This window comes from uncultured Thiothrix sp., from assembly GCF_937876535.1.
Taxonomy (GTDB): domain Bacteria; phylum Pseudomonadota; class Gammaproteobacteria; order Thiotrichales; family Thiotrichaceae; genus Thiolinea.
In genome coordinates this window covers 1-17627 of sequence record NZ_CALFHZ010000009.1, presented here as the reverse complement: position 1 = coordinate 17627, position 17627 = coordinate 1, and the positions used below count along the sequence as shown (strand labels likewise).

Genomic DNA, 17627 nt, shown 5'->3' with positions numbered 1-17627 from the left:
TTTTACTCCGATTTCTTCCAGTCTTTTAAAGCAGCAAAAGGATTTGCTTTTTCTTCTGCAGCCGAATCTTCCAAGTCAGCTGGCGAGCCTTCAAATAATGGCTTTACCGGTTGACAATGCTCATGCCGAGGCACTACGGGCAAGGCTAAAAGAATTTCATCTTCTATAAAATCCCGCACGAAGATACGCTCGTCGTCGACAATATACAGCTCGTAACCCTCTTCTTCAGGTTCACGATCTACTTGGGAGGTGGTTAATACCACATTGATTTGTGTATCAACTTTCACCCATACAGGTTCTAAACAACGTTGGCAGCTTAACATTAGCTCGCCTTTTACTGACCCTGTAATCAACGGCAAGCCGCTTGCAGAATGAGTAAAAATCATTTCCACCGCAAATTCACTGTCCGTTGATTCTGCGGCTAATTCACGTACACGTGGTAATTGCTGCAATGGCAAAACGCCCAATAAACTTCGGCGCTGCTCAATCAGACGGAAAGGATTAACTTCAATGGGTAACCTGTTCGACATAAGCGCGCGATTATATGAATCTAGGGGTAGGAGTGTAAAGAAAAATCACAAATTATTGCGGCAAAACCTGCTTGATTTTTTCTGGTTTGCGTAAGATGCTGGCGCGTTTCTTTGCTATCTTGAGTCAACCATGTCTAAAACTCTAGTCCTAGCTTCTACCTCTATTTATCGACGCGAATTATTAGAGCGTTTACAGCTACCGTTTATCACTGCTGCACCCCACATTGATGAAACTCGCCTACCAAACGAATCAGCTTATCAAATGGTAGCGCGCTTGGCTCAACAAAAAGCGGCCGCCATTGCTCGTCAATATCCAGATGCTTTAATTATTGGTTCCGATCAATGTGCCGTCTTAGGTGAACAGATTTTAGGTAAACCCCATACCCACGAAAAAGCGATTGAGCAGTTAGCAGCCTCTTCAGGAAGAACTGTCGAGTTTCTAACCGGTCTATGTGTATTTGATACTCAAACACAAACCTCTCAACTTGATGTGATTTCCTTTCAAGTCGAATTTCGAGCGCTTGAAGCTTTCGAGATAGAAAATTATCTGCGCCGCGAACAGCCTTATAATTGTGCCGGTAGTTTTAAGTCAGAAGGGTTAGGCATTAGCTTATTTAAACGCATGCAAGGCGATGACCCAACGGCTTTAATTGGCTTACCCTTGATTCGTTTATGTACCATGCTGCGTGAGCACGGCTATCTCATTCCTAGTGCTATTTAAACTGTTGAACTAAAGCAGCAAATACAGGCTGAGTATCAGGGCGAATACCACGCCACAACTCAAACGCTTCGGCGGCTTGCTCAATCAGCATACCTAGGCCATCAAAGACTTGCACCGCGCGCTGCTCATAGGCCCAACGCATAAAGGGGGTAGGTTCGCTGCCATACATCATGTCATAGCCTATGCCACCTTCACCCAAGCAATTTGCTGGTAACTCAGGCAATTCACCTTGCAGGCTTGCCGCAGTGCCATTAATAATAATATCAAACGAAGCATTGATCGCGTCAAATCCCCCCCCCATGATTTCACCATAAGGTTTGAACTCATTGGCTAAATCACTAGCAGTCGCAGCGGTACGATTTGCTAATTGAACTAAAGCCGGTTGAGCTTCTAATAAAGGTTGAATGATACCGCGTACTGCTCCACCTGCCCCTAAAACTAGCACTCTTTTGCCTTGTAGAGCGACCTGTTTATTCACTAATAGATCGCGCATCATCCCTAAGCCATCCGTATTGTGGCCATAAATACTTTGATCAGCTCGCAACATTAAAGTATTTAAAGCACCTGCAATTTGCGCATAAGAACTAAGCTCATGCGCAAATGCCCAAGCATTTTGCTTAAAAGGAATCGTGACATTACACCCACGTAGACCCTGTGCAAATAACTCATCCACCTTCGTCTCAAACTCACCTAGCGGCACGAATACAGCCTGATAATCCAAGTTCTGCTGGGTTTGCTCAGCAAACAAACGATGAATGAGTGGAGATTTACTATGAGCAATGGGATTCCCAATGACCGCATAACGGTCAACTTGCACAGACATACACATTCCTTCTAAACAGTTAGTCCATCGATAATACAACTTCGGTATTAGTTTTGGATTTTAACTGAAAAGCACGGCTGCGTTCCTTATTGTTTAACACTGCCACCGCTTTGTAAGCGCCTGGGCGTAAATTTAAGGTAGCCGTGTGACGTGCTATGGTTTCGACTGGATTCCGCATATCATCCATTCGATAAACCTTCCATAACACATTCGTGAAAGCCGGATTATTTTGCAAAGTTGCTACTAACTTCACTATACCATCTTCTTCTAAAACGGCCGGGTCAGCCGCCACTACAGATAAGTGCCAAGTAAACACCACACCTACCAGTAACGCTCTACAATACATGCCCTTTTTTTCGCCTCTCATAACTTACACTCCATGACAGGTCAACAGCGCTGTTTATTCTTATTGTCTTCCTAGTCTTATGCTTAAACAGAGTCCTTTCTGCTGGGGTTTAAGACTACTCTCTAACCAAGTTACCTTTAATGATAGCCAAAATGCTGAATATTTAAGCGATTTTTTTATATCTCCAGTAACCACCTTAGGAACACAGGCCATCGGAAAAGCCTGTGGACTTGTTTTTAATCACTTTATACTTTAGGTAAAGATTGCCATTTTAGCAGAGTAAATTCATAGCAATGCAAGCGCCAACGAATTACAGCACACTCAAACAACGACACCTATTATTTGGCAGCCGTGAATTTGTAATTAAAGCACCTGAGTCTTTACTAGTCAGGGAACGCTCACTTGGGCGTTTTCATGAAACACAGATCCCACTTAGCGTCCTTGATCCCTCGCCTACTTATTCCTCCTCCTTTTCTTTAAAGTGGTTATTTCATAGTTTATTCGTCGGTACTTTAGCAGGCTTCGTATTTTATTGGGCAGCCATGAAGAGCATGTTAGCCCTGTATATTTTGGCTGGAATTTTAACAGCTACCACTCTCGTACTCGGCTATCGCTTCTTTTTATATACTACAGATTTGGTAATTTTTAGGCACCTCCATACACGTGAGAATTTTTTATACATCTGGCAAAACCGCCCCAAGCGCAAAAAAGTTCAAGAATTTGTGCAAAATCTCAGTGTCTTGATTCAAGAACAGCAGCAAGCCAAGCTAAATTTAAAGCCTATGTTATCTACACCAATCCCACCACTGGCTATAAACCCATCGCCCGTTTTGCCAGCTGATATTTAAGTAGCGGGAATTGATCAACCGTATTCAGCCCTCTATTCCTCAGCACCTGCCAAGGCGCTAGGGTATTGCCAAACATTAGACTAAAACCCTCCATCGCCTTTTGCGTCAAAAGATTATCACCCCGCCGTGCGCGCTCATAACGACGTAATAACTTCAACGCACCATGATCCGTATGTGCATTAGCTAAAATCAGTTTGGCTAAAGCTTGTGCATCCTTAAAACCTAAATTGACACCCTGCCCAGCTAAGGGATGAATGGTATGCGCTGCATCACCAAGTAAGGCAATTCGCTCGCAGACATAGTGTTGTGCATGCAAACCCCGTAAAGGAAAAGCTGCACGCTCACCAATCTTAATAATCTCACCTAGGCGAAAATCTAAAGCTTGGCCCAATTCACGTTGAAAACGCTCTTCATCCCAGAGCAAAGCAGCATCAGCTTGATCAGACGGTAAAGTCCAAACAATAGAGCAGCCTTGGGAATGAGGTAAAGGCAAAAAAGCCACTGGCCCTTTGGGCAGGAAGCGCTGCCACGCGGTTTCCAGATGAGGCAATGAGGTATAAGCGGTACAGACCACCGCCTTTTGCGCATAATCTAAAACCTCATAAGGCAGCTCTGCCAAACTACGCACCACCGACTGAGCGCCATCCGCGCCCACTAAGAGCTGTGAGCTTAACTGGCGACCATTCGTTAGCGTGACTTGAATCTGCTGTTGAGTTAGTTCAAAGCTACTTAAACGAGCTGGACATAGTAGTTCAACGCTAGGATAGGATTTTAAAGTGTCTAATAAAGCTAATTGTAAAACTCGATTCTCAACAATATGTCCTAAATCAGGCTCACCTATCTCGGCTGCTTCAAAGCGAATTACTCCAGAACCAGTTGCATCCCAAACCTGCATATTCTCATAAGAGGCAGCACGCATTTTTACGACACTGTCCCAAGCACCTGCTTGCTCCAGTAAGCGCTGGGAAGCTCGGCTCAAAGCAGACACACGATTATCGAAAGGATCATCGACTGAAAATGCGGGTGGAACTGCTGCTTCTAACACCGCCACCTGCTTGCCTGCTTGACCAAGTAAACAAGCCAAAGCAGCACCCACCATGCCACCACCGGCGATAATAATTTCGTAATCCATGTCTAATCCTTTCTAGGTCTTGCGCACAATATAGCAGGATTAGACATGAAGATTAATTTTCCAAGGCTTGCAAACTGGTTATACTTGCGGCCATTTTCAGCTTGACCTAGGACAGTTTCGCTATGGCACACGATGCTCACGATACAGCTAATATTCTCGTCGAGGCTTTGCCTTATATTCAACGCTATGCGGGTAAAACCATTGTGGTGAAATACGGTGGTAATGCGATGACTGAGGAAAAGCTTCAGCTCGGCTTTGCGCGTGATATTGTACTGCTAAAGCAAATCGGCATTAATCCAGTAGTAGTGCACGGTGGCGGCCCGCAAATTGGTGAGATGCTGAATCGCTTGGGCAAGGAAAGTAAGTTCATCGAAGGCATGCGTGTTACCGATGCTGAAACGATGGATGTAGTGGAAATGGTGCTTGGCGGCTTAGTCAATAAGCAGATCGTGAACATGATTAACCAAGCCGGTGGACGCGCAGTTGGCCTAACCGGCAAAGATGGGCATACCATTATTGCTGAAAAAATGGCAATGAAGACCAAAAATGCTCAAGGCGAACTGGAAGAGGTGGATTTAGGCCATGTAGGTGAGGTGACTAAGATCAACTCACGCTTCTTGCGCTTATTGGATGAAGATCGTTTTATTCCAGTGGTCGCACCGATTGGGGTTGGCTTAGATGGAACGACTTACAATATCAATGCGGATTTAGTTGCAGGTAAAATTGCTGAAGTCTTAGGGGCAGAGCGCTTATTACTCCTTACCAATATCCCTGGTGTCTTGGATAAACAAGGAAAATTGCTCACTTCCCTATCCCAAGAAGATATTCGTCGTTTAATGGATGACGGTACGATTCACGGCGGGATGCTGCCGAAGCTCAACTGTGCGATTGATGCGATTCGCGGTGGGGCGAATAATGCCTGTATTATTGATGGTCGGGTTGAACATGCACTTTTATTAGAGTTGCTCACTGATCAAGGCATGGGCACAATTATTACCCGTTAATCTTATTCGCTAAGCTTGCTGCTTGCTATTTCAGATAGTGGGCAGCACCACTGGATTAATCATGACTGCTTACCCCAAAAGTACTCAAACCCTGCTGGATAAAGCCACTACGCTGAGCGGTGCAGGCTTCGATATTGTTTACGACTATAATTTACCTATTTCTTCCAGCGTCAAAATCGCTGGACGCGAAGGCCGTGAGCAACATGAAATTGTGCTGCGCTTACCCAGCGATGAAAATAATTATTTGATTGCTTGGCAAGCTGCCTTTGTCTTGCATCAATTTCAAATGCCAGAAACCGAGCGTGCCAACCTCAAACCTGAGCCAGCGGCTTTAGCTCCTGTAAAAAAAGAATTGTTGGATATGCATCCGCAAATTCCGATTAGTCAGCGGGAAAATTTTAGCGAGCATGTGATTGGTGGCGTATTAACCCAATTACGCTCCATGCCGGTGGGGATGCTGATTGATATTGCTCTGCATCGGGAGTATGCAGAATTACACGCCACTCAACGCCAGTCTTTAATTAATCAAGTGGTGGAACATATTGGCTGCTTACAAATGACGCCGGATATGTTCCCGCGTACTTTGCTGCGTGCTAATCAAGTGATGAATGCAGCCCAAGCTTTAATGGTCGCAAACCTCTTTGAAATGCCTGATATTTTTGCACCCTATCAAACTGTGGGGATGGAAGCAGCAGCGACTTTACTGTTGGATGCGTGTATGAATCAGATTTTTGATGAGACTTTAGATCGTGAACTCATTGATATTTGGGGCAGAGCCTTAGGGATTGAGGCTTGGTATCGTTGGGCTTAAGGTTTTAAAAGTGACTCAAATAACTTGAGTCACTTCTGCACAAGAACCAACTACTGTGCGCATAAATTGCTGTATTCTGAGCAGGATAACCCACTCAGAATACGCAGCCGAATTTACTTAGGTAATTTACCTTGAATACCCTTTACGTAGTAATCCATTTTGGATAAATCTTCGTCACTGATATTGCTACCTGCAGCCACCCGCTCTTTGCCATCTTGATCAACGACTGGGCCTGCAAATGGATGTAATTTACCAGCGATCATATCCGCTTTAGCCTGTTCAACTTTATCCGCTACCTCTTTAGGTACGGCTGGATTTAGGGGGGATAAACCAATCATGCCTTCTTTCACCCCACCCCAAATTGAAGTTGGTTTCCAAGTTTTATCTAAAACTTGTTGCACTTGATCAATATAGAACTGCTCCCAATGATGAGTCACAGCGGTTAATTGATATTTAGGGCCATATTTAGACATATCAGAGTTGTAACCAATCGAGTATTTACCCTTCTCTTCCGCAGCAGAAACGACGGCGGTGGAATCAGTGTGATGAGTAATAATATCTGCACCTTGATCAATTAAAGCGACAGTGGCTTCACGCTCGCGACCTGGGTCAAACCAAGCATTAACCCAGACTACTTTGACTTCTGCTTTCGGATTAACACTTTGTGCACCACGAATATACGCATTAATGCCCATGACCACTTCAGGAATCGGGAAAGCAGCCACATAACCCAAGGTATTCGATTTAGTCATCGACCCTGCAATGATACCCGACAAATAGCGCCCCTCATAAAAGCGCGCATTATAGTTACCCAGATTAGCTTCTGTTTTATAGCCGGTCGCATGCTCGAAATAAGTCTCTGGGAAAGCTTTGGCTACTTTAACCATTGGGTTCATAAAACCGAAGGACGTACCGAAAATCAGCTTATTACCACTTGAGGCCAGATCACGTATCACCCGCTCCGCTTCCGCACCTTCAGGAACACTTTCGATATATTTGACCTGAATTTTATCGCCAAACTTTTCTTCAATCGCTTTACGGCCTAGATCGTGCTGATAAGTCCAACCTGCATCACCAATGGGACTGACATGCGCAAAGCCAATCTTTAAAGGCTCATCAGCAGAAGCACTGCCAGCCACCGCCATACTACTAGCTAATAGCAAGCTGCTCATCAAGGTTTTAAAGCGTAGTGCTAAGGAATATTTAGTCATCTATTTTAAGCTCCCAAAGTCTCACAAAGTCTTAGTGAAGTTCATTATGCCAAGGTTGACCCAAGGAAGCGGGCGCATTTAAGCGAATTACCCCCGCATCACGTGAAATCAGCACTAACACAATAATCGTCGCCAGATATGGCAACATGGATAAAAACTGCGAAGGAATTTCTACACCCAATCCTTGCACATGGAATTGGGCAATCGTGACACCCCCAAATAATAAAGCCCCAATCAATACCCGCCCAGGTCGCCAAGTCGCAAACACAACAAGCGCTAAGGCAATCCAACCACGTCCAGCTGTCATCCCTTCTGCCCAGAGTGGGGTATAAGCAATCGACAAATACGCACCACCAACACCTGCCATCGCTCCCCCAAAAAGTACCGCTAAATAGCGAACCCGAATCACCCGATACCCTAAAGCATGAGCAGACGAAGGCGACTCACCGACAGCACGTAAGATCAACCCAGCGCGGCTTTTATATAAAAACCACCAAATGCCAACAAAAGCAACAACAGCCAAATAAACCAAAATATTATAAGAAAATAGTAATTTCCCCACGATAGGCAAACTACTTAAAACTGGAATACTGATTTCCTTCAAACCATCCAAAGCCACACTGGTATAGCCTTGTCCAATAAAGGCACTTAAGCCGATACCAAAAATAGTTAAGGCTAAGCCAGTCGCTACTTGATTAGCCATCAAGCTTAAAGTAATAAAGCCAAACATCAAAGCCATCCCTGCACCAGCTAACGCGCCAACTATAACCGCCAGCCACAACTGCCCAGTTTCTGCAGCTGTCATAAAGGCAAACACAGCCCCGACTACCATCATGCCTTCAACGCCTAGATTTAGGACACCGGACTTTTCCACGACTAATTCGCCTAAGGCCGCGAAAATTAAAGGTATGGCAGCGGCCACAGTAGCTGCTAGGATTAACACCAAAGTATTCATATCCATATTAAACAGCTCCTGCTGAAGCTTTGGGTACCCAGCGCAGTTTGAATTGAATTAACACATCCGTGGCTAATAAGAAAAACAACAGCATGCCTTGGAAAACACCGCTGACCGCTGCAGGCAAGGCCAATTGCATTTGCGCCGACTCACCGCCTAAATACAATAAAGCCATAAGCAAACTCGCCAGCACAATACCCACCGGATGCAAACGCCCCACGAAGGCAACAATAATCGCTGCAAAGCCATAACCGGGGGAGATTGGAATTAATAACTGCCCGATGGGGCCTGCCACTTCAGCAGTACCTGCTAAGCCAGCGGCTGCACCACCAGCAAGTAAGCCTAACCAGACCATTTTTTTCTGTTTAAAGCCCGCATATAAAGCTGCTTTTGGTGCTAGACCCGCAACACGCATTTGAAAGGCAATTAAACTCCAACGAAAGAAAATACCTGCAGCAAGGAGTGCTAAAACCGTAATAAAGATCCCTGCGTGGACGCGAGTACCCTCGAGCATAATTGGCAAAATGGCTGAGCTTTCAAATAATTTAGATTGGGGGAAGCCATAACCATCCGGATCACGCCAAGGGCCATGAATCAACCAGCTCAAAACCAAATTTGCCACATACACCAACATTAAACTGACCAGAATTTCACTGGTGTTAAAACGGGTGCGCAAGAAAGCCGGAATGCTTGCCCAGAACATGCCACCTAAAGCACCTGCTATAAACATTAAGGGCAATAAAATCCAAGCACTAGTCGTTTCATACAGCCATAAAGCTACTCCACCCGCTGCAATCGCCCCCATTATTAGTTGACCTTCCGCACCAATATTCCAAATATTTGCACGAAAACCGACCGCTAAGCCCAAAGCAATTAAAGCCAAAGGCGACGACTTAATTAGAAGTTCGCCAAAGCCATACCAATCATTGATTGGCTCAATAAAGAAAGCATGAAAAGCTTTGAGCGGAGGCTGGCCTAAAATGGTGAAGACAACCATCCCCACAACGAGCATTAAAGCCATTGCCAGTAGTGGTGAGAGATAAACCATTAAACGTGAAGGGGCGGGGCGTGGTTCTAAGCGCAGCATTAGGCAGCCCTCTGTTGACTAGCATGATTAGCGTGTGTACCACCCATGAGTAAGCCAATTTCTTCGATACTGGTTTCAACCACTGGTTTAGCTGCCGATAATTGCCCACCCGCCATCACTGCAATCCGGTCACAAATTTCAAATAGCTCGTCTAGCTCCTCAGAAATCACCAGTACAGCAACCCCTGACTGACTTAAATCTAATAAAGTCTGGCGGATAAAACTAGCAGCGCCTACATCCACCCCCCAAGTAGGTTGAGCGATAACGAGGACTTCAGGGTTGAGCATTAATTCACGGCCAACAATATACTTCTGTACATTACCGCCTGATAAGCTTTTGGCAGCTGCTTGCGAGCCAGCCGCTTTCACATTAAAACGCTCAATACAGGCTTTAGAAAACTCCCGAATTTTAGCGTATTGAATCCAACCTTTCTGCGCCAAACTACTTGAATAACCTGTCAACAAAGCATTCAACTCTAAAGACATTTCTGGTACTGCACCACGCCCCAAACGCTCCTCGGGGACAAAACGCAAACCTAAACTTCGTCGTCCCGCTGCATCCAGTTGCCCAGCTTCCTGACCCTTGATTAAAACCTCTGCACGCTGCCCCGGTTGTTCGCCACTTAAAGCATACAACAGCTCTTGCTGGCCATTGCCAGAAACACCTGCAATCCCCACAATTTCACCAGCATGCACACTCAGTTGAACCTGCTCTAAAGATGTACCAAAGGGGTCAGTGGTTGCTCGGCTGAGCTCATTAATCACTAAACGCGGCTCGCCCACAGCACGGGTGCTGGCACGCTGATAAGCAGGCAATTCTTTACCAATCATTAATTCTGCTAGGCTTTTGGAGCTTTCTAGTTGTGGATTCGCTGTACCCGTCACCTTGCCCCCACGTAACACGGTAGCGGTATGACAGAGTTCGCGAATCTCATCTAATTTGTGGCTGATATAGAGAATACTGCAACCCTCCGCAGCCAAGCGGCGCAAAGTTTCAAATAATTTACGGACTGCTTGCGGTGTAAGGACTGAGGTTGGTTCATCCATAATCAACAGCTGCGGCTCTTGCAATAAACACCGCACAATCTCCACACGCTGACGTTCACCCACTGATAATAAATGGACTAAACGATCTGGCTCTAGCGGTAAACCATAACGATTCGATACTTCAGTAATCCGTGCAGAGAGTGCTTGCATATCCTGCTTTTGATCCAGCGCTAAAGCGATATTTTGGGCAACCGTTAAGGTGTCAAATAGGGAAAAATGCTGAAACACCATGCCAATTCCTAATGCACGGGCTTGAGCAGGGCTACGAATTTGTACAGCTTGTCCATTCCAAAAAATGCTGCCGGTGTCAGGTTTAACCACCCCATATACAATCTTCATTAGGGTGCTTTTACCTGCACCATTTTCCCCCAAGAGTGCATGAATCTCACCGGGCTGCACGACTAAATCAATAGCTTGATTGGCTACCACCGAAGGATAACGCTTAGTAATACCCCGTAGCTCTAAACGCGGTGGAACAGCATTAAGGCTCATGTATCTGATCTCCTGAAGCAGCTTGGCTCTCTTCCCGCAACTGCAATAATTGTGCCGCGACACTAATAGCAATAGCGGCTGGCTGTTTAGCTTGAATGCCACTAATACCAATCGGGCAAACTAATTTAGCAACTTGCTCGGTACTCAACCCCTGATCAAGCAAATGTTTACGAAAACGCGCCGCTTTAGTCGCTGAACCGATTAAACCCACATAAGCTAAATCTGAGCGCACTAATAACGCAGCACAGAGTTCTAAATCAAGACTGTGCTCATGGGTCATGATTAAACAAAAACTATCGGCAGGGACTTGTTCAGCCGCGAATAGGGCAGGGTCTATCACCGAATAGCTAAGGCTAGCTTGCCCAACTGACAAACTAGGGAATAATTCAGCCCGATTATCCACCCAGTGGATATGCCAATCTAAAGGCAATAAGATGGGTACTAACGCTTGCGCCACATGCCCTGCACCAAAGATAACTAAGTGAGCGGGTGATGGAGTAAAGCTTTCAATTAAATAAAACTTTCCCGCCTCAGGTTCAAGCAATTGAATGTCGTGATCCGAGTGAGTGTCAACTAAGTCTCGGCCTCGTCCTGTATGTGGCCACAATTGAGGATAGGCGCGTAAGCTTGTACTTAAACCCCGCTGCCAACGCGCTATCAAAGTCTCAAACCAAGCTATGTCAGCCAGCGGAAAATATTCATAATGAATACTAGCGACACCACCGCAGCATTGATCTAAATGTGGGCCGAGAGTAAATACTTCGATGCTGCTAATAGCTTGAGGCTGCGTGAGTAACTGCCGAGCACGTTTACTCGCTTGCCATTCTAAACGACCACCACCAATCGTGCCGCAACAAGCTTGGGCAGTAATCAACATACGCGCACCCCTCTCGCGTGGTACAGAACCAAGGGTTTTCACTAAGGTAATCAGTACACAAGGCTGTTGGTCATCGATAGCCACTTGCAGACCACGCAGCCAATCAGGTAAACCAAGGGTGGAACGAGTGAGGGTTGGCATCGTATCGAGTGCACTTATACAGCGGATGGGTTGCCAGCAGATTATTACAGCTAAGCCTTGTATTCAATTGATTTCTAAATTGGATACTCAGCATAGGCACACCCACTCGCTTGCTTAGTTAATACTCTGGCGTATACTGACCAATCAATACCACAGCAAACTTATAAAATTTCTAGGAATTCTTAGCATGATCACGCGCCGCCAGCTCTTAACGACTAGTTTGGGTTTATCCGCTAGTGCGCTCCTAGGTTTATCCTCTTCTACTCAAGCTATCGTTGCACCCAGTCGTTGGCGCATGCCTGATGAAAGTGAAGCACATACCCGCACCTGGATGGCCTTTGGTGCGAGTGCTGCGATTTGGGGTAAAGAGCTACTACCCGAAACCCGCCGTAGCCTCGCCCTACTTGCTAATACCATCGTGAAGTACGAACCCGTAAGCATGTTAGTGCGTGACAAAGAATATTCACTAGCTGCCAGTATGCTTGACCCCAAAATTAACTTAGTAGTAGCACCACTCAATGATTTATGGATACGCGATACCGGCCCTAGTTTTGTCCTCGATGATCAAGGCAAAAAAGCCGCTGTAAAACTTAACTTCAATGGCTGGGGGAAAAAACAGGTACATAACTTAGATAAAAATGTCGCCGACCTAGTTGCAGGCCAAGCTAATGTGCCGGTGCTCAATACCAGTTTAGTGTTAGAGGGTGGTTGTCTTGAAGTCGATGGACAGGGTACAGCGATTATCACCGAAAGCTGTGTGTTAAATAAAAACCGTAATCCGGGTGTTTCTAAAGCACAATTTGAAGATTTACTGATGCCGCTATTAGGTTTAAGCAAAATTATTTGGCTGCCCGGAATTAAAGGTAAAGATATTACGGATGGTCATACCGATTTTTATGCACGCTTTGCCCGCCCCGGTGTGGTATTAGCCGGTTATGATTCTGATCCGGACTCATTTGATCATGAAGTGACTTTAAAGCATTTAGAAATTTTAAAAAGCGCCACCGATGCGACTGGCAAAAAGCTGCAAGTGATTAAACTACAAGCACCTATCGATATTCGTGATACTTTCTTAAATAATGAATTTGCCGCTGGTTATATTGGTTTTTATGTGTGTAATGGTGCAGTGATTATGCAGAATTTTGGCGATGCGGCTGCGGATAAAGCGGCCAAACTGGCAGTGCAAAAAGCTTTTCCGAATCGGAAAATTGAACAGATTAATGTCGATGGAATTGTAGCAGGCGGCGGCAGTATTCACTGTGCCACCCAGCAAGAGCCGAAAATTGTTTAAGAATAAAGTGAGCTTTAAATAGCAACAGACTTCATCCAGACAACTTGCTTTATCTGATTTATCCCCTAGATTAGTTAGTATATGAATAACAAGGCTAGGCTAGGGTATGAATTGGTCTGAACGCGTCACCGCTTGGGCGAATCCGAGCAAAAATCCAGAGTTAGAACCGGTATTTGCTCAGCAAGCACAGTCCTTACCGATCTTGTGGTTGCTGGGCAAAACTGGTGCTGGCAAATCCTCCCTCATTCAGGCGCTGACTGGCGATAGTAAAATCGATATTGGCAATGGCTTTCAACCCTGCACTAAAACTGCCAATGTCTATGACTATCCACAAGATAAGCCTCTGCTACGCTTTCTCGATACCCGTGGTCTGTCGGAAGCTGATTATGATGCGCGTGAAGATATAGCAGCCTGTGAAGATCGTAGCCATGCTTTGTTGATTGTACTGAAAGCGGATGACCCTGAACAAAGCGATGTCGTCAAAGCCTTAAAACAAATCCGCGCTTCTGGAAAAATTAAAAATTACTTGGTCGTGCACACTGGTATTTTGCAAGTATCTGACTTGATTCAACGCCAACAGGCTATTGCCCATAATCAAGCTCAAGTTGAAAAAGTCTTAGCGCAAACACTGGATCAAGTGGCGGTGGATTTCATTGCAGACGATCCGGCTCAATCCGGTGTTTCTGAATTAAAACAAGCTTTAGCAGACTTGCTGCCAATTCTGGCACAATTCAATGATGAGCAATTGCATACGAATCAAGAAGAAAAAAACTTCATCCATTTGAAAAAAGAAGTGCTCTGGTATGCCGGAGCTGCGGCGGCAAGTGACGTCCTGCCAGCCGTCGGTTTAGTCGCCGTTCCAAGTATTCAAGGCAAAATGCTCCATAGCCTTGCAAATCAATATGGGGTGGAATGGGATAAAAAACTACTGAGCGAGTTTGCTACAGCGTTGGGGGCTAGTTTTGGAATCAAATACGCGACCCGTTTGGGTTTGCGCCAATTGGCCAAATTGATTCCAGTGTATGGGCAGACCATTGGAACGGCAACAGCTGCAAGTATAAGTTTTGCCACTACCTATGCTTTAGGCCGCGCGGCGAGCAAATACCTCTATCATCAAACTCAAGGCGAAGCAGTCGATCAAATCGAGTTACAGACTTTATATGAAGACGCCATGCGCGCTTTATTGCCTAAATTAAAGAACGATAAAGACAATCAAGATGCGCCAAACTCAAACCAGCCTAAGTAGTTTCCTGCGTCTCTCTGAACGCATTGCACCTTTTCTCGCCCTGGTGGTTGGGATTCCTCTGCTGGTGGTGCTGGGCTTTGGAATCATCTCGATTTATCGCGAAGGCTATCTGCTCGCTTTAGTGCTACTCATTACTGTTTTGACTTTTGTAGCTGCAGTACCTCTCTTTTTTCTGCGTCGCCAAGTAAAAAAAGGGATTGATACGAAGCATTTGAGTGAAGAAACTTGGGTCAAAGCTTCGAAAGACTGGACAGCATTTGATCTGCAAGTTTGGGCACTCTTAAATAAAAGCCTTGAAGAAAAGCTTGCCGCCAATGCCGATTGGTCCATGATGCGACCTTATAGTTTGGAACTAGCCTCAATGGCGGCTGCACAATATCACCCTACGCGTTCACGGCGTGAGTTAGCTTTTACGCTTCCCGAAGCCTTGCGCATGACCGAAGAAGTCAGTCGGCGTTATCGGGTCTTAATCATGCAACACGTACCTTTAGTGGAAAAGCTGAACTTATCGATGGTGCGGATGGTTTACGACCATCGTGACAAACAGGAAGCGATTCAAAATGTCTGGAATATTTATCGCATCATTCGAGCGTTTACACCCGCTGGGTTAATTGCTGAGGCACGTGGGCAACTCTTAGATCATGTCTTCACTGACTTAAAAGATGAAATTCAAGCCAAGCTTAAACAAGCCTTGCTGCAAGAAGTTTCCAGTGTAGTGATTGATCTCTACAGTGGACGCTTTAAGGTCAGTAATGAAGAATTAAGCGCTAGTGAAACTTTAAAAGCCGATCAAGCGCGCTTAGCTGTACCCCTTGAACCCTTACGGGTCTGCTTAATTGGGCAGGTCAGCGCGGGTAAATCATCCATTATCAATGCCTTGATTGGTTCAATGGTCGCGGAAGTCAATCAACTGCCGTCTACTCGCACTGCAACGGTTTATCAAGCCAAATTAGAGAATGAGGTGGATGCTATGCATTTGGTAGATCTACCCGGCTTAGATGGTCAAGCTGACAATGATGCGTATTTGCTGGAGCAAATGATGCAAAGCGATGTGGTGCTGTGGGTGCTCAAAGCCAATCAACCTGCTCGTGCCTTGGATACTAAATTTAAAGAGCAATGGCAAACTTGGCTGAATGATCCCAAGCAACGCGCACGCCGCCAACCCATTCTATTAGGGGTACTGAATCAAGTGGATCGCCTTGCTCCACAAAATGAATGGCAACCTCCTTATGATTTGCAAAATCCGCACAACCAAAAAGCCCGAAATATTCGTGATGCTTTGGATTACAACCAAAAACTCCTCAATTTCCAGTCGATGATTCCGCTATCCGTCAGTGAAGATAAGCCCACTTACAATCTGAATGAACTAGAAAAACTCCTTGATCACTATTACGAACAAGGTATGCAAGTGCAGCTTAATCGACGCAGGCTGGAAGCTAGTGATAGCTTTTCGGTGCAGGAACAGTTTCAGCGGGCTTATCGGTTGGGAAAATCCTTATTTAATTCAATATCCAATACGGCTAATAACAAATAACTTTAAATCACTTTTTGCCAAAGGCATTTAACTCAACATATGAAAAATAATAAAAAATAAAACTTAATTTATTTTGTCAATTTTTTGAATAAAAAGGAGATCTAGTTGAAATTAACTGCTAGCACGGAAATAGTAAACTCACCTTTATTTAAGATTAAAACCTGATACCCAGAGCTGATCTTAATACCAGGCAATGTTAGTGCATCTAAATAACGTTATGATTTTAAATGCACTAGCATTTAGAGACTACCAACTATATCTCAACCCCAAAGCCCCACCCCAAACACTACTGCGCTCAATAATCGGGCTATCACTAATCTGTGAATCATACGCAGTTACCGCAACATCACCTACCAAAGTCAGTTTTGGACTTAAAGGTTGTTCGACTTCTACCCCTGCTTTAAAAGCAAAAGCAGCATCAGCTTGATAAGCAGGCCGACCCGCTTTGGCTTCATCCGCATTCACACCTACGTAATAATCAGTGACTTTATCAGACAGCCATTGCACCTCTCCATACGGACGGAAAATGGCTTGATAAGGTTCGGGATTAAACGTATAGCGCGCTTTTAATTGTGTGCCTTTATGTGCAGTCATATCCTGAGCAATATCGAATAAGGTTACCCCATTCATAACTTTCCAAGCACCCCCGACGCGCAAATTAATCGCTCGATCTAATTCATGCATATCTTTTAATTGCGTACTATTCCCACGCTCGTGATCCCAATCATCTAAACCCACTCCAATATAGTAACGTGCATTTGGTGAATTCAATAAAGATAAGCTAGGGCCAGGAATATTAAAACCAGATTGATCTGCAAACACAGGTTTAGCACTTAATTGTGTATCCCCTCCCACAAACGGCGATTGCCGCGCAGTCACGGCTAAACCAAGATCCCAGTGTGCTAAAGTTGCTTCTGCATTCGCTAAACAGGGAAGGAAAGCTATACTGAGTAGAGCAAATTTATTCATTTATTTAACCTTTTTCCTTAAAAACTCAATTGCCATTAAGACCGACTCTGGAGTAGCGGGTGCATTTAAACCACTGCTGTATTGATAATTCCCAACACTTTCAACCGCATCTTTGAGCGCAAAAAACACCGACATGGCTAGCATTAACGGTGGCTCGCCCACTGCTTTGGAGTGATAAATCGTCGCTTCTCGATTGGGTTTTTTATCTACCAAACACACCTTGAAACGTTCTGGTAGATCGCCCGCGACAGGGATTTTATAAGTAGAAGGTGCATGCGTGCGTAAGCGTCCAGTCTGATCCCACCATAACTCTTCGGTGGTTAGCCAGCCCATCCCTTGTACAAAACCGCCTTCAATCTGCCCAATATCAAGGGCAGGATTTAAAGACTCACCCACATCATGCAAAATATCGACTTGCTGCACGCGATATTCGCCAGTCAAAGTATCGATTTCAACTTCTGACACTGCCGCGCCATAAGCAAAATAATAGAACGGCCGCCCACTCATGGTTTGCGGGTCATAATGAATTTTCGGGGTTTTATAAAAGCCGGTGGCTGACAGCG

General features: G+C 45.1%; 18 protein-coding genes. 7 read left to right on the top strand and 11 right to left on the bottom strand.

Annotated features, from left to right (window positions below; all coding sequences use genetic code 11):
* Nucleotides 1-2: 2 nt before the first annotated feature.
* Complete coding sequence (locus Q0230_RS05600) at nucleotides 3-530, bottom strand: YceD family protein (RefSeq protein WP_298608858.1); 528 nt, start codon at nucleotides 528-530, stop codon at nucleotides 3-5.
* A gap of 130 nt (nucleotides 531-660) precedes the next feature.
* Here Q0230_RS05600 and Q0230_RS05595 point away from each other — a divergent pair, with 130 nt between their 5' ends.
* Complete coding sequence (locus tag Q0230_RS05595) at nucleotides 661-1251, top strand: nucleoside triphosphate pyrophosphatase (RefSeq protein ID WP_298608857.1); 591 nt, start codon at nucleotides 661-663, stop codon at nucleotides 1249-1251.
* Here the strand turns inward: Q0230_RS05595 and aroE are convergent.
* Both aroE and Q0230_RS05585 read right to left on the bottom strand, forming a co-directional pair.
* Nucleotides 1244-2074: a shikimate dehydrogenase gene (gene aroE, locus Q0230_RS05590; protein WP_298608856.1), complete on the bottom strand. Its 831-nt coding sequence runs from the start codon at nucleotides 2072-2074 to the stop codon at nucleotides 1244-1246. The two genes, Q0230_RS05595 and aroE, sit on opposite strands and share 8 nt — an antisense overlap.
* Before the next feature lie 19 nt (nucleotides 2075-2093).
* Nucleotides 2094-2420 (bottom strand): hypothetical protein, encoded by a 327-nt coding sequence (locus Q0230_RS05585; protein WP_298608855.1) that lies wholly within the window; start codon nucleotides 2418-2420, stop codon nucleotides 2094-2096.
* A 293-nt stretch (nucleotides 2421-2713) separates the two neighbouring features.
* Between Q0230_RS05585 and Q0230_RS05580 the strand changes: the two genes are divergently transcribed.
* Nucleotides 2714-3268 (top strand): hypothetical protein, encoded by a 555-nt coding sequence (locus Q0230_RS05580; protein ID WP_298608854.1) that lies wholly within the window; start codon nucleotides 2714-2716, stop codon nucleotides 3266-3268.
* Here the strand turns inward: Q0230_RS05580 and Q0230_RS05575 are convergent.
* Nucleotides 3231-4400, bottom strand: coding sequence for a UbiH/UbiF/VisC/COQ6 family ubiquinone biosynthesis hydroxylase (locus Q0230_RS05575; protein ID WP_298608853.1), 1170 nt, complete (start codon nucleotides 4398-4400; stop codon nucleotides 3231-3233). The two genes, Q0230_RS05580 and Q0230_RS05575, sit on opposite strands and share 38 nt — an antisense overlap.
* Before the next feature lie 122 nt (nucleotides 4401-4522).
* Here Q0230_RS05575 and argB point away from each other — a divergent pair, with 122 nt between their 5' ends.
* Nucleotides 4523-5404 (top strand): acetylglutamate kinase, encoded by an 882-nt coding sequence (gene argB / locus Q0230_RS05570; protein WP_298608851.1) that lies wholly within the window; start codon nucleotides 4523-4525, stop codon nucleotides 5402-5404.
* A gap of 61 nt (nucleotides 5405-5465) precedes the next feature.
* Nucleotides 5466-6215 carry a hypothetical protein gene (locus tag Q0230_RS05565; RefSeq protein WP_298608849.1) on the top strand — a complete coding sequence of 250 codons (750 nt, stop codon included), beginning with the start codon at nucleotides 5466-5468 and terminating at the stop codon, nucleotides 6213-6215.
* Nucleotides 6216-6328: 113 nt separating this feature from the next.
* Here the strand turns inward: Q0230_RS05565 and Q0230_RS05560 are convergent, their stop codons facing one another.
* From Q0230_RS05560 to xdhC, 5 genes are read right to left on the bottom strand one after another with little or no spacing between them, the layout of a single operon-like run.
* Nucleotides 6329-7426, bottom strand: coding sequence for a BMP family ABC transporter substrate-binding protein (locus tag Q0230_RS05560; RefSeq protein ID WP_298608848.1), 1098 nt, complete (start codon nucleotides 7424-7426; stop codon nucleotides 6329-6331).
* Between the two features lie 31 nt (nucleotides 7427-7457).
* Complete coding sequence (locus tag Q0230_RS05555; RefSeq protein WP_298608847.1) at nucleotides 7458-8387, bottom strand: ABC transporter permease; 930 nt, start codon at nucleotides 8385-8387, stop codon at nucleotides 7458-7460.
* A gap of 1 nt (nucleotide 8388) precedes the next feature.
* Nucleotides 8389-9468 (bottom strand): ABC transporter permease, encoded by a 1080-nt coding sequence (locus tag Q0230_RS05550; RefSeq protein ID WP_298608846.1) that lies wholly within the window; start codon nucleotides 9466-9468, stop codon nucleotides 8389-8391.
* Nucleotides 9468-11006, bottom strand: coding sequence for an ABC transporter ATP-binding protein (locus Q0230_RS05545; RefSeq protein ID WP_298608845.1), 1539 nt, complete (start codon nucleotides 11004-11006; stop codon nucleotides 9468-9470). Before Q0230_RS05545 ends, Q0230_RS05550 begins: the two co-directional genes overlap by 1 nt.
* Nucleotides 10996-12024, bottom strand: a complete 1029-nt coding sequence (xdhC, locus tag Q0230_RS05540; protein ID WP_298608844.1) for a xanthine dehydrogenase accessory protein XdhC — start codon at nucleotides 12022-12024, stop codon at nucleotides 10996-10998. Before xdhC ends, Q0230_RS05545 begins: the two co-directional genes overlap by 11 nt.
* 187 nt (nucleotides 12025-12211) lie before the next feature.
* On the opposite strand from xdhC, the gene Q0230_RS05535 reads away from it, so the two are divergent.
* From Q0230_RS05535 to Q0230_RS05525, 3 genes are all read left to right on the top strand, one after another.
* Nucleotides 12212-13315: an agmatine/peptidylarginine deiminase gene (locus Q0230_RS05535; RefSeq protein ID WP_298608843.1), complete on the top strand. Its 1104-nt coding sequence runs from the start codon at nucleotides 12212-12214 to the stop codon at nucleotides 13313-13315.
* Nucleotides 13316-13421: 106 nt separating this feature from the next.
* Nucleotides 13422-14561: a GTPase gene (locus tag Q0230_RS05530; RefSeq protein WP_298608842.1), complete on the top strand. Its 1140-nt coding sequence runs from the start codon at nucleotides 13422-13424 to the stop codon at nucleotides 14559-14561.
* Nucleotides 14533-16095 carry a dynamin family protein gene (locus Q0230_RS05525; protein WP_298608841.1) on the top strand — a complete coding sequence of 521 codons (1563 nt, stop codon included), beginning with the start codon at nucleotides 14533-14535 and terminating at the stop codon, nucleotides 16093-16095. The genes Q0230_RS05530 and Q0230_RS05525 overlap by 29 nt, the downstream gene beginning before the upstream one ends.
* A gap of 246 nt (nucleotides 16096-16341) precedes the next feature.
* Here the strand turns inward: Q0230_RS05525 and Q0230_RS05520 are convergent, their stop codons facing one another.
* Entirely contained in the window at nucleotides 16342-17064 is a 723-nt protein-coding gene (locus tag Q0230_RS05520; RefSeq protein ID WP_298608840.1) for a MipA/OmpV family protein, read from the bottom strand.
* A partial coding sequence (locus Q0230_RS05515; protein ID WP_298608839.1) for a molybdopterin cofactor-binding domain-containing protein occupies nucleotides 17065-17627 on the bottom strand: 563 nt, incomplete at its 5' end. It lies immediately after the preceding gene.

Coding starts and splice junctions, on each gene's coding strand:
- Q0230_RS05600 (WP_298608858.1), bottom strand. CDS start 530: ATGTCGAACAGGTTACCCATTGAAGTTAATCCTTTCCGTCTGATTGAG.
- Q0230_RS05595 (WP_298608857.1), top strand. CDS start 661: ATGTCTAAAACTCTAGTCCTAGCTTCTACCTCTATTTATCGACGCGAA.
- aroE (WP_298608856.1), bottom strand. CDS start 2,074: ATGTCTGTGCAAGTTGACCGTTATGCGGTCATTGGGAATCCCATTGCT.
- Q0230_RS05585 (WP_298608855.1), bottom strand. CDS start 2,420: ATGTATTGTAGAGCGTTACTGGTAGGTGTGGTGTTTACTTGGCACTTA.
- Q0230_RS05580 (WP_298608854.1), top strand. CDS start 2,714: ATGCAAGCGCCAACGAATTACAGCACACTCAAACAACGACACCTATTA.
- Q0230_RS05575 (WP_298608853.1), bottom strand. CDS start 4,400: ATGGATTACGAAATTATTATCGCCGGTGGTGGCATGGTGGGTGCTGCT.
- argB (WP_298608851.1), top strand. CDS start 4,523: ATGGCACACGATGCTCACGATACAGCTAATATTCTCGTCGAGGCTTTG.
- Q0230_RS05565 (WP_298608849.1), top strand. CDS start 5,466: ATGACTGCTTACCCCAAAAGTACTCAAACCCTGCTGGATAAAGCCACT.
- Q0230_RS05560 (WP_298608848.1), bottom strand. CDS start 7,426: ATGACTAAATATTCCTTAGCACTACGCTTTAAAACCTTGATGAGCAGC.
- Q0230_RS05555 (WP_298608847.1), bottom strand. CDS start 8,387: ATGGATATGAATACTTTGGTGTTAATCCTAGCAGCTACTGTGGCCGCT.
- Q0230_RS05550 (WP_298608846.1), bottom strand. CDS start 9,468: ATGCTGCGCTTAGAACCACGCCCCGCCCCTTCACGTTTAATGGTTTAT.
- Q0230_RS05545 (WP_298608845.1), bottom strand. CDS start 11,006: ATGAGCCTTAATGCTGTTCCACCGCGTTTAGAGCTACGGGGTATTACT.
- xdhC (WP_298608844.1), bottom strand. CDS start 12,024: ATGCCAACCCTCACTCGTTCCACCCTTGGTTTACCTGATTGGCTGCGT.
- Q0230_RS05535 (WP_298608843.1), top strand. CDS start 12,212: ATGATCACGCGCCGCCAGCTCTTAACGACTAGTTTGGGTTTATCCGCT.
- Q0230_RS05530 (WP_298608842.1), top strand. CDS start 13,422: ATGAATTGGTCTGAACGCGTCACCGCTTGGGCGAATCCGAGCAAAAAT.
- Q0230_RS05525 (WP_298608841.1), top strand. CDS start 14,533: ATGCGCCAAACTCAAACCAGCCTAAGTAGTTTCCTGCGTCTCTCTGAA.
- Q0230_RS05520 (WP_298608840.1), bottom strand. CDS start 17,064: ATGAATAAATTTGCTCTACTCAGTATAGCTTTCCTTCCCTGTTTAGCG.